We start from the raw sequence: 13,097 nt of genomic DNA, 5'->3' as shown, positions 1-13,097 counted from the left end.
CACATAGTCAACGATGTCGTATCGATCGTGACAAATTCGCGCAGCCGCGACGGCGCTTTGCCCGCGGCGGGGGCACCCCGTGGGGCCGGTCGGTCAAGGAGGTCGGGACATCGCCGAGGCGAGCGCACAGGAAGCAGGAATGCGCGCGAGCATGACGGCATCGCTCGGTTCCGTGCCGGAGCCAGGAAAGCGGCTGCCGGCCGGGCGCTCAGAGCATCTCGGTTTCGAACAGGGTTCGCGGTTCGGGGGTCTGGTCGTCGTCCGTCCATCCCTTGAGCTCGGACAGGAACTCCAGCGACCCCAGCGTGACCTTCTCCATCAGCGCCATCAGTTGCTCGCGCTCCGCCTGATCCAGATAGGCGAGCATCCTGCGGTTGCGCTCGTGAGAGACGGCGAGGACTTCCGAGGCGACCCGCTTGCCGTCTTCGGTCAGCGTCAGAAGCGACGAGCGCTTGTCCTTCGGATTGTCCTTGCGGGTGATCAGCCCTCGCCCCTCCAGCGCGGTCGCCGTGCGGCTCATCTGGCTCTTCTGGACGCCGGCACGCTGGGCGAGCACCTGCAGCGGCGCGGCGCCCAGGAAATCCAGCACGGCGATCGCCCGCCAGTCGTGCATGGTGAGGCCGAACTGGGGCTTGATCGCCAGAAGGGCGATGCGTGTCGACACACCCGCGAGCCGCTGGAGATTGTAGGAGAAGAGATCGCGGATATCCCCGTCGACACCGCCGATTCCGTCCTTCGGGCGCGAATCGTCCATGCTGTGAAGCCCCTCGTTTCAGCTCGAATCCGTCATCCTACCCCCAAGTGGTGGCGGGACGATATGGTTGTACAGCGTCACGAGTTTGTTGTCAGTGTAGACAAAATAGGCATAGGGAAGGTGCCGACGGCCTCCGCAGGCCCGGCCGAGGTTGCCCGGTGGCGCGCAATCCGCCTTGCGAGGTGGCGCGGCGGACGCATGGGGCTGGGCCCGGGCGGAGCGCCTCGCGCCCGCCTCAGCCGACGGGCAGCAGGATCGCCTCGCCGAGGTCGAAGTGGAGGGCGATCGGCGCGCCGACGGGATGGTCGGAGACGATCTGCGAACCGGCGACGCGGGTCTGCACCAGCCCGACGCCGGCGACCTCGACCCGGGTGATGGTGTGCGAGCCCTGGTAGATGTGGTTCGCCACGATCCCCTCGACCCGGTTGCCCGCCGGGGTCGCAGCCGTGACCGGCAGGACCTGTTCCGGCCGCAGGAAGGTGCGCACCGTGGCGCCGTGGGCGAAGTCCCATTCGGGACGGCGCCGCACGCCGAACCGGCCGATGCCCGGAAACGTCAGCACCGCATCGCCGCCGTCGATCTCGTAGCGCGCATCCGGCAGCGCGTTGATCTCGCCGATGAACGAGGCCACGAAACCGTTCGCCGGCGTGTTGTAGAGCTCGATCGGCGCGGCCACCTGCTGCACCTCGCCCTTGTTCATCACCACGATGCGGTCCGACAGGCTGAGCGCCTCGCCCTGGTCGTGGGTGACGAAGATCGTGGTGAGACCGGTGTTGCGGTGCAGCTCCGACAGCTCGATCTGCATCTGGGCGCGGAGGTTCTCGTCGAGGGCCGACAGCGGCTCGTCGAGCAGCAGCACCTTCGGCTGGATCACCACCGCGCGGGCGAGCGCCACGCGCTGCTGCTGGCCGCCGGAAAGTTCCCGCACCCGCCGATGCTCCAGCCCATCCAGCTTCATCATCTCGATGCCGCGCCGGGTCCGCTTCTCGATCTCCGCCTTCGGCAGCTTGCGCATGCGCAGGCCGAAGGCGATGTTGTCGAAGACGTTGACGTGCGGGAACAGGGCATAGCTCTGGAACACCATGCCGATGTCGCGCTTGTAGGGCTCCACCTCGGTCAGATCGACACCGCCGACGACGATCTTGCCGGCGGTGGGCGGGATGAAGCCGGCGATCATCCCGAGCAAGGTGGACTTGCCGCAGCCGGACGGACCGAGCAGCGTCACGAACTCGCCCTGCTCGATGGTCAGCGACAGGTCGTGGACGCCGATCGCGCCGCCATAGTCCTTGCGCACGCGGTAGAGCTGGACGGCATGCGGCTCGCGCGGGGTGGTCGGAGTGTCCGGCAGATCTTGCGACATCATGGCTCGCGGCGAATGGGGCTGGAATGGGAAAGCGGCGGCATCGGTCTCAGCCTCAGTGGCTGTCGATCGCCAGGACCCGGCGCAGGCCGAACACCCTGTCGGCGAAGAACATGATCAGGGTGGTGGCGATGATCAGCATCGCCGAGATCGCCGACACCGTCGGATCGGCGTACTCGCGGATGTAGTTGTACATCGCCACCGGAAGCGTCTGCGTCCGGCTGCCCGTCACGTACAGCGACGCGGTGAACTCGGTCAGCGAGATCACCGCGGCGATCAGCCATCCCCCCGCCATGCCCGGCACCACCAGCGGCAGCTCGATGCGCGTCAGCACCTTGAACGGCGACGCCCCGAGGCTGGCGGCGGCGCGGCCGAGGTTCGGATCGACGTTGGCCAGGCTCACATAGACCGCACGGGTGACGAACGGCATCACCAGCATCATGTGGGCGAGCACGATCATCACGTAGCCCTGGGTGAGCCCGAGCACCCCGCCGAGCAGCAGGAAGCCGAAGCCGAGCGTGAAGTGCGGGATGATCAGCGGCGACCACAGCACCGCCTCGAGCAGCCCGCGGCCGCTGAAATTGTAGCGATGCACGAGCCACGCGAAGGCCGAGCCGACCACCAGCGCGAGCGTCGACGCGCAGCTGGTGACGATCAGCCCGTTCTTGAACGCCAGCTGGAAGTCCCGGTAGGTCAGCGCCTTCTCGTACCAGCGGAAGGAGATGCCCTCCGGCGGAAAGGCGAGGATCTGGGTCGGGTTCACCGAGGTCATCAGCACCACGAGCGTCGGCAGCGTCATGTAGACGAGGATCGCGACGACCAGGCTCCAGAAGGCGAACGATCTCATGGGGACCCTCTCAGTTGAGCGCGAGGCGCTTTTCCAGCCGCCCGGTCATGGATTTCACCAGCGCCAGGCTGCCGAGCGCCGCCACCAGCGCGATCAGGCTGAGGGTGGCGGCAAACGGCAGGTTGAGCGTCGAAAACCCCTGCAGGTACGCGAGGTTGGAGATCATCAGGATCTTGCCGCCGCCGATGAACTGCGGCGTGGAGAAGGCGCTCATCGTCCAGGCGAAGACGACCACCACGCCCGACAGGATGCCCGGGGCCGTCAGCGGCAGCGTCACCTTCCAGAACACCATCAGCGGGGCGGCGCCGAGGTTGGCCGCGGCCTTCTCCAGGTCGCGGTCGACATGGGAGATCGCGGTGGCGAGCAGGATGATCATCACCGGCATGGAGAACTGGACCAGCGCAATGACCACGCCGAAGCGCGTGTACATGATCTGCAGCGGCGCATCGGTCAGCGACAACCCCTGCAGCAGGCTGTTCACGAAGCCGTCGGAGCCGAGCATCAGCATCCACGAGTAGGTCCGCACGATTTCGCCGGTGAACAGCGGCGTGATGGACAGCGCGATCAGGATCGAGCGCACCCAGTCCCGCTCGGTGCGCACCAGTGCGAAGGCGACCGGATAGCTCAGCACAAGCGAGTAAAGCGCCGTCAGCAGGCTCATGTAGAAGGTGTTGAACAGCGCGCCCCAGTAGATCGGCTTGTTGATGCGCACGAAATTGTCGAGCGTCAGCCCGCCGACGTTCAGCGAGCCGGGAATGTATTCGCGGACGCTGTACTGCATCACCTCGAACAGCGCCGCGACCAGGATGACGGCCGTCAGCACCGCGGGTGCGAGAAAGGTGACGAAGAAGGGGCGTCGCGTGCTGGTCATCGGTCTCTTCGCAAGGCCGGCCGGCGCGCAGGGCGCGCGGCCGGCCGGGAGTTTGGGCGGTAAGTGCCGTCTAGTTCATCATGTTCTCGGTGAACCACACCTTCCACTGCGGAAGCAGCGTGGCGTAGGTCTTGTCGTCGAGAACGATGGCCTCCTTCTCGATCTGGTCGGCGCTGGTGAAGATGCCGGGCAGGCTTGCGATTTCCGGATCGAGCTTGGCGTCCGGGCTCATCGGCGAGCACTTGTGGAAGTTGCACAGCTTGGCCAGCATTTCCGGCTCCAGGGCGATGTCGAGGAACTGTTGCGCGAGCTCCTTCTTCTTGGAGCCGGCATTGATGCCCCACACGTCGATGCCGACCACGGCGCCTTCCTTCGGCACCACGATCTTCACCGGGACACCGAGCTTCTCCAGGTGGTAGCCGTTGATGTTGAGGAGCACCTGGACCGGGGTCTCGCCGGTGCGCATCAGGTTCTGGCTGGTGGCGTCGGACTGGTAGAACGCCTTGATGTTCGGCTTCAGGGCGATCAGCTTGTCCTTCACCTTGTCCCACTCCTCCGGCTTCACGCCGGCGAGCTTGGTGGCCGCGATGATGATGTGGCTGGGATCGAAATCGGGAAGGCCGAGCTTGCCCTTCATGGATTCGTCCCAGAGCACTTCCCAGGAATCGATCTTGAAGTCCTCGGGCATCACGTCGGTCCGGAACGCCGGGGTGTAGACGTAGACGTAGTCGGCGACCGTGTAGTCGGAGCGCTTGGCCATCGGATAGAGGGCGGCGGCGTTCGGGATCTTGTCGTAGTCCAGCTTCTCCATCAGACCGTCGGCGTAATAGAGGTAGCCGACGTGGGCCGTGGTGTTGATCAGGTCGGATTCAGGATTGTCCCGCGCCACCTTGGCCTTGGCCAGACGGTCCAGCGTGCCGCCGGTGATGTACTCGACCTCCACCCCGGTCCGCTTGGTGAATTCGTCACCGACGATCTTCACCCCTTCCTTCCAGTTGCCGCCCCAGGTGCTGATGACCAGGGGATCCTGGGCGTGCGCCGTCGTTGCCATCAGCGCCAGGGCGCCGATCGCGAATGCCAACTTGTTCATGAGTCCACCTCCTCTTCCGGACGGCCCACCACCGCCCGGTCCTCGTCTTCCGGCCCGCGTCAGTAGCCGCGGGCGGGATCGATCTCGTGCAGCGGGGCCCCTCCGTCGCGGACGCGCCGGATGCTTTCGGCGACGTCGTGCGCGGCAAGGGCCGGAACCGTGATGCTGGCCATGTGCGGCGTGATGAACAAGTTGCCCATCGTCCAGAACGGATGGTCTGAGGGCAGCGGTTCGACGTTGAAGACGTCCAGCGTCGCCTCCGCGATGGCGCCGCTGGCGAGCGCCGCGATCAGCGCGCCCTCGTCGACGACCGCCGCGCGCGAGGCGTTGATGAACTTCGCGCCCTTCGGCATCAGCGCCAGTTCGGCAGCCCCCAGCAGGGCGCGCGAGCTGGCCGTCAGCGGCAGCAGGCAGACCAGGATCTCGCTCTCGGAAAGGATCGCCTCCAGGCCCGTCCGGCCGGTGAGCGAGCGCACGCCGTCGATCGACTTCTCCGTGCGCGACCAGCCCGAAACCCGATAGCCCATCCGGGCCAGCGCGGCGGCTGAAGGCGCGCCGAGTTCGCCGAGGCCGAGAACGCCGACCCTGATCTCCGACAGCGGGCGCGGATGCACGTATTCCCATTCGCCCCGTCGCTTGGCGCGCTCGAAGACGTGCATGTCGCGGGCGTAGCGGGTGACCGCATAGACGACGTAGCTGGTCATCATCTGGACCATGCCGGTGTCGGACAGCCGGGAAAATTTCACCGGAACGAGATCATCCCGTCCGACCAGCGCGTCGACGCCGGCGCCGAGGTTGGTCACGAGCTTCAGATTGGGAAAGCGCTGGAAGAACCCCTGCGGCGGCAGCCACACCAGCGCGTAGCCGATCTCGCTCGGGTCGCCCACGTCGGGGTCGACGCGGATGTCGAGGTCGGGAAGCTCGTTGTGCAGCGCTTCGCGCCAGGCTTCCGCATCGTCGACAAGGCTGTAGAATACGAGCGCATCTTCGCTCATCGCGCGCCGGTCCTCGCAGAAAGGCTGGCGAACCCGGCACAGTCTCCCGTCGCCGCCACCATTGTGCGATGCACCATGCCATAAACGCGTGATGAAATAATGCCCATGACCCAAAATTTGGCATGAGTGTCGTCGACAGGAAAAATAGTTTTAACTGGCGTGTAGCATCGGGCTTTCCGATGCAGCCAAACGCCCCTCGCTCCGGGCACATCCGACATTCGCAGCCGGTGCGCCCGGCGACTTCCGGCTGATCAGCGCAGGGGGGCGCTCGGCGAGAGCGTGCCGGGCGCGAGAATGCCGCCTTCCGAGAAGCACGCCTTCAGATGGCGCTCGAAGCCGTCCACCACCGGCCGCGGCGCCTGCCGGCGGAGCTTCAGGCTGACGACGCGCACGGGTTCGAGCACGTCGGTGATCGGCAGCACCGCGACGCGGCCGCCGTCATGGGTGATCTGGGTCTTCGGCTGGATGTTCTGGATCGTGTAGCCGCGTCCGTGCCCGACCAGGCCGCGGGTCAGCTCATACGCCTTGGAGCGGTAGGCGATGTGCGGCGTCACCCCCACCGATCGGAACAGGCGCATGAAGTAGTCCCGGGAATGCGGCAGGTCGAGCAGGATGAAGGGCTCGTGGCGCAACTCCGACAGGCTGATGCTGTCGCGCTGGGCCAGCGGATGGTCGCAGTGCAGCACCGCGCACGGCGGCAGCTCCGCCAGCGGCTCCGCCACGATCTCCTCCGGCCGCGACAGTTCGTAGGAGATCGCAAGCTCGGTGCGCCCGGAGATGATCCCGTCGAGAATCTGCTGGTGATCGCCCTCGTCGAGCCCCACCGTGACGCCGGGATGGGACTCGGCGAAGGTCGACAGAAGGCTGGGCATGAAATGGGTGGCGATCGTCCAGAAGCAGCCGACGGCGATTTCGCCCCGCACCTCGTCCGCCATGGCCCGGGCGTTCTGTCCGAAATTGCGCGCATGGCTGAGCAGCATCCGCGCTTCGTTGACGATGCGCGTCCCGGCGATCGTCGTCGACACACCCTTGGCGTGATGGCGCACGAACACCTGCACCCCGCACTCCTCCTCGAACTGCGCGATCGCCGCCGAGATCGACGACTGCGACACGTTGAGGTGCTTGGCCGCCTCGGTCTGATTTCCGAAGTCGGCCGCGGCCACGACGTAGCGCAGGGTGCGGAGCGAGATGTGCATCGGAAATCCTGGTCCAAAGGAACGTATGAAAATGTTTTAACGATCCATCTTCGCAACGCAATATCAGCGGACAGCGAAGAGGTAGGCGCATGATCCGCACGGGCGAACAGTATCGAGATGGACTTCAGGACGGTCGCGAGATCTGGATGGACGGCGAGCGGGTGAAGGACGTCACCACGCACCCGGCCTTCAAGCCGATCGTCGACATCCGCGCACGCATGTACGACATGGCCCACGAGGCGCGTTACCAGGACCAGCTGACCTATCTCGAGGAAAACCGGCGGAACACGATCTTCCACAAGCCGCCGCGGGAAAAACGCGACTGGACCGACAAGGTCGACGCCATCGACCTGGTGATGAAGGACATCGGCGGCGTGGTGACGCGCGTCGGCGACGAGACCATCGGCGAGGTCTGGTCGCTCATCGACGGGCGCGACGTGCTGGCCGAGTTCGACCCGCGCTTTGCCGAAAACGTCGACCGGCACGTCCAGTCGATCCTCGACAACGACATCTTCCACATCTCGGCCAACACCGATCCGAAGGGCGACCGCTCGCTTCCGCCCCAGGACCAGGATCCCGACATGATGGTGCATGTCGTGAAGGAGACCGATGCCGGCATCGTCATCCGCGGCGCCAAGTACGAGACGGCCGCCGCCTACGCCGACCAGGCCTTCCTGAAGCCGACGGTGGGCGCCTGGACCAACGAGAAGCTCTCCGACTATGCCGTCGGCGGCATCGTCGACATGGGCGCGCCGGGCGTGAAGCAGATCTGCCGCTCCTCCTTCGCCGGGCGCACCGATCCCCGGGACTATCCGCTCGCCAACCGCTTCGACGAGATCGAATCCCTGGTCATCTTCGACAACGTGCTGATCCCTTGGGAGAACGTGTTCTTCTACCAGCACACCAAGGCGGCCCAGTACGTGCGCGCCACGCTGCACCGCTACTCCGCCTTCCCCTACGTCCACCGGCTGCTCTACGTCGCCGACATGATGATCGGGGCGGCCATGTGGAACGCCCGCCAGACCGGCCTCGACAAGCTGCAGGCGGTGCGCGAGAAGCTCGCCGACCTGGTCTGCTACCGGGAGGGCATCAACGCCCACCTGACCGCCTCGATCGCCACCGCCGAGACCAGCCCGGGCGGGCTGCTGATGCCGAACCAGTCGCTGCTCTACGCCGGCCGCGTTCACGCCTGCGCCAACCTGCCGGCGATGATGCACATTGCCCGCGAGCTGTGCGGCGGCCAGATCTGCGTAACGCCGAACGCCGCCTCGTTCGAGGGCAAGGAGACGGGCCCCTGGCTCGAGAAGTTCTACTCGCTCAACAAGGAGTGGGAGGCGGAGGACCGCCGCAAGCTGCTGGCGTTCGCCCGCGACCTGCTGAACTCCGACTATGCCGGCCACCGGCTCACCTTCGTGCAGTTCGCCCAGGCCCCCCACTTCAACCACCTGAATGCGGTCTACAACGCCTTCGACTTCAACGGCCCGCTCGACTTCGTGCGCAAGGTGGCCGGCCTCTCCGACAGGGTGGCGGGGTCGGCCGGATGAGCACCGTCGACCCGGACCGGTTTCGCGGGGCGATGCGCCGGATCGCCTCCGGCGTCACCGTGGTGACCAGCGACGGCGCGCACGGCCGCGTCGGCGTCACCGTCTCCAGCCTGTGCTCGCTGTCGCTGGAGCCGCCGTCGGTGCTGTTCTGCCTGCATCGGGAAAACCGGTCCCTGCCCGCCCTGACCGCCAACGGCGTGTTTGCGGCCAACATCCTGGCCCACGGCCAGCAGCGGGTGGCCAGCAGCTTCGCCGGGCTGATCCCGGAACTGCGCGAGGATCGCTTCGCCGCCGGCGAGTGGACTTCCCTGGTCACCGGCGCACCGTTCCTTGCCGGCGCTCTGTGCTGCTTCGACTGCCGGCTCGCCGACGTGTTCGATTTCGGCTCGCATCGCATCATCGCCGGCGAGGTGGTCGCGGTGGAACTCGAAGGCGGGGATCCCCTCCTCTATTCGGACGGCGACTATCGCCGGCTGGAGGTCGCGTGACGCAATGACGGTGCGCAGTCCAGCCGCGACGACGAATTCCCGGGCTGCCGAGGCCGACGGCGCACCGCAGGCGGTCCGCACAGTCTCCATCCTGCGCAACCTCATCGCCTTTCCGACCGTCAGCGCGCAGTCGAACCTCGACATCGTCGACCACATCGCCGGGCTTCTCGAGGCGGAGGGCGTCGCGGCCCGGCGCATCTTCAACGCGGCCGGCGACAAGGCATCCATCCTGGCCACCATCGGTCCCGCGGACCGGCCGGGCATCGCGCTGTCCGCCCACACCGACGTCGTGCCGGTCGACGGCCAGGCCTGGTCGAGCGACCCGTTCCGCGCCGACGTGCGCGACGGCCGGATCTACGGCCGCGGCGCCACCGACATGAAGGGCTTCGTCGCCGCCGTGCTGGCCCACGTGCCGCTGTTCAAGGCCTCCGCATCGGCCACCCCCGTCCACATCTGCCTGTCCTATGACGAGGAGCTCGGCTGTCTCGGCGCGCCCGATCTCGTCGCCGCAACGGCCGCCCTGCCGGTGCCACCAGCGCTCTGCATCGTCGGCGAGCCGACGGGCCTGCGCGTGGCACGGTCGCACAAGGGCAAGCTCGCCCAGCGGCTGACATTCACCGGACGCGGCGGGCATTCCGCCCTGCCCCATCTGGCGGCGAATGCGGTGCAGTCGGCCGCCGACCTCGCAGCCGCCCTCTCCGCCCTCGGCCGCGAGCTGCGCGCCATCACCGACGACGCGTTCACGCCGCCCTGGACGAGCATCCATGTCGGCTCGATCCATGGCGGCGGCGCCCTCAACTTCGTGCCCGACCACGCCGTGATGGAGTTCGAGGCCCGCATCCTGCCCGGAACCGATGTAGCCGGCCTCGACGCGCGCCTCGAGGACCTCATCGCCCAGGCGCGGTCGGCGCTCGCCGCCAACACCGAAGGCACCGGCATCGCGGTCGACCGCCTCAGCCGCTATCCGGGGCTCGACACGCCTGCCGACAGCCCCGCCGTGCAGCTGGTCTCGGAGCTCTGCGGCACCGCCGAAACCCCGGTCACGCTGTCGTTCGGCACCGAGGCCGGCCTCTATTCCGCAGCCGGCATTGCGACCGTCGTCTGCGGCCCGGGCGACATCGCCCGCGCCCACAAGGCCGACGAATGGATCGGGCTCGACGAGCTGGCCGACGCCGGAGCGATGCTGACCCGCCTTGCCGCCCGTCTGGCTGACCCGCTGCCCGCAAACTGATCCATCCGCCCCCAGGAGAGACGTCTTCCATGCCGACGCACACGCGCATCCGACCCTTCAACACGAAGGACACCTATCCGGAGCAGAAGCTGAACAACGACCTCTCCCAGGGTGTCGTCGCACGGGGCACCACGGTGTTCCTGCGCGGTCAGGTGGCGCAGGATCTCGACACCCGCGAAAGCCTCCATCCCGACGACGCCGGCAAGCAGACCGCCAAGGCGATGGCCAACATCAAGATGCTGCTGGAAGAGGCGGGCAGCGAGCTCGGCCACGTCTGCCGCATCGTCGTCTACCTCACCGACATCCGCTACCGCGAGGCCGTCTACCAGGAGATGGGCAAGTGGCTGGCGGGTGTGTTTCCATGCTCTACGGGGCTCGTCGTCACCGCCCTTGCCCGCCCCGAATGGGTCGTCGAGATCGAGGTGACCGCCGTCATCCCCGACGCCAGATGACCGGGAGGCCGACGTGACCTTTTCCATCTCCGCCCGCTGCGCGCGCACCGGCATGTTCGGCATCGCCGTGTCCTCGTCGTCCCCGGCGGTCGCCGCGCGCTGCGCCCACGCCCGCGCCGGCGTCGGCGTGGTGGCGACCCAGAACATCACCGACCCGAGCCTCGGGCCGAAGGGGCTCGACCTCATGGAAGCGGGCCTTGCGCCCGACGCCGTGATCGCCCGGTTCGCCTCCGAGGCCCCGCATTTCGACTACCGCCAGGTGGTGGTGCTCGGGCCCGACGGCCGCACCGCGCACCACTCCGGTGCGAAGACCCTCGGCGTCCACCGCATCGTCGCCGCCCCCGACGTGGCGGCAGCCGGCAATCTCCTCGCCTCCGAAGCCGTGCCCCAGGCGATGGTCGACCGCTTTCTCGCCCTGCCCGACGCCCACCTCGGTGACCGGCTCGTCGCGGCGATGCAGGCGGCCGTCGCCGCCGGCGGCGAGGAAGGACCGGTCCACTCGGTCGGCATGCTGATCGTCGACACCGTCGCCTGGCCGGTGACGGACCTCAGGATCGACTGGTCGGAGGGCGACGTCATGGCGGACCTGGAGGCGCTCTGGACCCTGTGGAAGCACCAGATGGACGCCTACGTCACCCGCGCGCTCGACCCCTCCACGGCGCCGTCCTACGGCGTGCCCGGCGACGCATGAGGCAGGCCATGTCCGTTTCCCGTCCCTCGCTGAAGCTCACCCATGCCGGCGCGCTGCAGATGCTCGCCGGGGCCGTCGCCAAGGCCGAGGAACTCGGCGTGCCGCAGAACGTCTCCATCGTCGACGACGGCGGCAACCTCCTGGCGTTCGTCCGCATGGACGGCGCCCGGCTGCTGTCGCGCGAAACCTCGATGTCGAAGGCGGTGACCGCCGCCTCCCACAGCCAGCCGACGTCCCGGCTCAACCCGGCCGACGAGGTGAAGCTGTCGCTGGCCGCCGGCCAGCGCCTGACCAACCTGGAAGGCGGGCTGCCGATCGTCCTCGACGGCGTCTGCGTCGGCGGCATCGGCGTCGGGTCAGGCACCGGGGCCCAGGACGTCGAAGTCGCCCGCGCCGGGCTCGCCGCCATCGGCGCAAAGGACCAGCAGCCATGAGACTCCTGCACGCGCCCACCTCCCCGTTCGTCCGCAAGGTCATGGCCGTCGCCTACGAGGCGGGCCTCCAGGGCCGCATCGAGATCGAATTCAACGCGGCGAGCCCGCTGCAGCGCGATCCCGCGCTGGTCGATCACAACCCGCTCGGCAAGATCCCGGCGCTCATTCTCGACGACGGCACCGTGCTCTACGACAGCCGGGTGATCTGCGAGTACCTCGCCGCCCGCGGCAGCGCGCCCGGCCTGTTTCCGGCCGGCGATGCCCGCTGGGCGGCGCTGACCCAGCAGGCGCTCGGCGACGGGCTGCTCGATGCCGCCATCGCGGCGCGCTACGAGATGCTCATGCGGCCGGAGGAGACGCGCTGGACGGGCTGGACGGATGCCCAGCTCGCGAAGATCCGTGGCGCGCTCGACCGCATCGAGGCGCTCGTGCCGGTCCTGCCGGAGACGCCGAGCATCGGCTCCATCACCATCGGCTGCGCGCTCGGCTACCTGGACTTCCGCTACCCCGACCTGACCTGGCGCGGCGGCCGGCCGCGCGCGGCCGACTGGTTCTCCGCCTTCGACGAACGCCTGTCCATGGCCGCCACCCGCCCGTTCGAGCGGGCCGCATGAGCGCGCCCGCCCCCGAAAGAAAGCCGATGGAGTCACGGCCGCCGCTGCGCATCACCGTTCTCAACGGCCCCAACACCAATCTCTACGGGCTCGACCCCGGCGGCCCCTACGGCACGCTCACCCTTGCCGACATCGCCGACCGCTGCCGGGAGAGGGCCGCGGACCTCGGCGCCAGCCTCGTCTTCCACCAGTCCAACCACGAAGGCGCGCTGATCGACTGGATCCAGGAGGCGCGGACGACGGCCGACGGCATCGTCATCAATGCCGGCAGCCTCTCCTACACCTCCATCGGCATCCTCGATGCGCTGGTCGCCGTCGGCCGACCGGCGATCCAGGTCCACGTCAGCAACGTCTTCAAGCGCGAGGCCTTCCGCCATCACGCGCCACTCGCCGCCGCCGTGACGGGGTGCGTGATCGGGCTGGGGCCGGAAGGCTACCCCATCGCCGTGCAGGCGCTGATCACGCACCTGCGGGCCTCCGCCACCGGGTGACGGACGCTCCGCCGCCCGCCTTCAACACCCCTCGCCGCA

The 13,097-nt window shown here is 67.9% G+C and carries 15 protein-coding genes; 8 read left to right on the top strand and 7 right to left on the bottom strand.

Annotated elements, in window-relative coordinates; genetic code table 11:
- Positions 1–208 precede the first annotated feature (208 nt).
- The 7 genes from ACSSVZ_RS01875 to ACSSVZ_RS01845 all read right to left on the bottom strand — a co-directional run bounded on the left by ACSSVZ_RS01875 (position 209) and on the right by ACSSVZ_RS01845 (position 7,113).
- Positions 209–754, bottom strand: a complete 546-nt coding sequence (locus ACSSVZ_RS01875) for a MarR family winged helix-turn-helix transcriptional regulator (protein WP_453967900.1) — start codon at positions 752–754, stop codon at positions 209–211.
- 235 nt (positions 755–989) lie between these two features.
- Positions 990–2,114 (bottom strand): ABC transporter ATP-binding protein, encoded by a 1,125-nt coding sequence (locus ACSSVZ_RS01870; protein ID WP_453967899.1) that lies wholly within the window; start codon positions 2,112–2,114, stop codon positions 990–992.
- Positions 2,115–2,169: 55 nt separating this feature from the next.
- Positions 2,170–2,961 carry an ABC transporter permease gene (locus tag ACSSVZ_RS01865; RefSeq protein ID WP_453967898.1) on the bottom strand — a complete coding sequence of 264 codons (792 nt, stop codon included), beginning with the start codon at positions 2,959–2,961 and terminating at the stop codon, positions 2,170–2,172.
- Positions 2,962–2,971: 10 nt separating this feature from the next.
- A complete protein-coding gene (locus tag ACSSVZ_RS01860) occupies positions 2,972–3,832 on the bottom strand; it encodes an ABC transporter permease (protein ID WP_453967896.1) in 861 nt (286 codons plus the stop codon).
- 70 nt (positions 3,833–3,902) lie between these two features.
- Positions 3,903–4,922 (bottom strand): ABC transporter substrate-binding protein, encoded by a 1,020-nt coding sequence (locus ACSSVZ_RS01855; RefSeq protein WP_453967895.1) that lies wholly within the window; start codon positions 4,920–4,922, stop codon positions 3,903–3,905.
- A 59-nt stretch (positions 4,923–4,981) separates the two neighbouring features.
- On the bottom strand, positions 4,982–5,917 hold the full coding sequence (locus tag ACSSVZ_RS01850; protein WP_453967894.1) for a 2-hydroxyacid dehydrogenase: 936 nt from the start codon (positions 5,915–5,917) through the stop codon (positions 4,982–4,984).
- Between the two features lie 251 nt (positions 5,918–6,168).
- Entirely contained in the window at positions 6,169–7,113 is a 945-nt protein-coding gene (locus ACSSVZ_RS01845) for a LysR family transcriptional regulator (protein WP_453967892.1), read from the bottom strand.
- An 89-nt stretch (positions 7,114–7,202) separates the two neighbouring features.
- Between ACSSVZ_RS01845 and ACSSVZ_RS01840 the strand changes: the two genes are divergently transcribed.
- From ACSSVZ_RS01840 to ACSSVZ_RS01805, 8 genes are read left to right on the top strand one after another with little or no spacing between them, the layout of a single operon-like run.
- Positions 7,203–8,657, top strand: coding sequence for a 4-hydroxyphenylacetate 3-hydroxylase family protein (locus ACSSVZ_RS01840; RefSeq protein ID WP_453967891.1), 1,455 nt, complete (start codon positions 7,203–7,205; stop codon positions 8,655–8,657).
- Complete coding sequence (locus tag ACSSVZ_RS01835; protein ID WP_453967890.1) at positions 8,654–9,145, top strand: flavin reductase family protein; 492 nt, start codon at positions 8,654–8,656, stop codon at positions 9,143–9,145. Before ACSSVZ_RS01840 ends, ACSSVZ_RS01835 begins: the two co-directional genes overlap by 4 nt.
- A gap of 4 nt (positions 9,146–9,149) precedes the next feature.
- Positions 9,150–10,376: an acetylornithine deacetylase gene (argE, locus tag ACSSVZ_RS01830; protein WP_453967889.1), complete on the top strand. Its 1,227-nt coding sequence runs from the start codon at positions 9,150–9,152 to the stop codon at positions 10,374–10,376.
- Positions 10,377–10,405: 29 nt separating this feature from the next.
- On the top strand, positions 10,406–10,828 hold the full coding sequence (locus tag ACSSVZ_RS01825) for a RidA family protein (RefSeq protein ID WP_453967888.1): 423 nt from the start codon (positions 10,406–10,408) through the stop codon (positions 10,826–10,828).
- A 13-nt stretch (positions 10,829–10,841) separates the two neighbouring features.
- On the top strand, positions 10,842–11,519 hold the full coding sequence (locus ACSSVZ_RS01820; RefSeq protein WP_453967887.1) for a DUF1028 domain-containing protein: 678 nt from the start codon (positions 10,842–10,844) through the stop codon (positions 11,517–11,519).
- Positions 11,520–11,527: 8 nt separating this feature from the next.
- Positions 11,528–11,953, top strand: coding sequence for a GlcG/HbpS family heme-binding protein (locus ACSSVZ_RS01815; protein ID WP_453967886.1), 426 nt, complete (start codon positions 11,528–11,530; stop codon positions 11,951–11,953).
- Positions 11,950–12,567: a glutathione S-transferase gene (locus ACSSVZ_RS01810; protein ID WP_453967885.1), complete on the top strand. Its 618-nt coding sequence runs from the start codon at positions 11,950–11,952 to the stop codon at positions 12,565–12,567. The genes ACSSVZ_RS01815 and ACSSVZ_RS01810 overlap by 4 nt, the downstream gene beginning before the upstream one ends.
- A 26-nt stretch (positions 12,568–12,593) precedes the next feature.
- Positions 12,594–13,058: a type II 3-dehydroquinate dehydratase gene (locus ACSSVZ_RS01805; protein ID WP_453967884.1), complete on the top strand. Its 465-nt coding sequence runs from the start codon at positions 12,594–12,596 to the stop codon at positions 13,056–13,058.
- Positions 13,059–13,097: the final 39 nt, after the last annotated feature.

It is taken from the genome of Amorphus sp. MBR-141 (genome assembly GCF_053628695.1).
The sequence above is the reverse complement of the archived record's forward strand: the minus strand, read 5'-3'. Positions and strand labels throughout refer to the sequence as shown.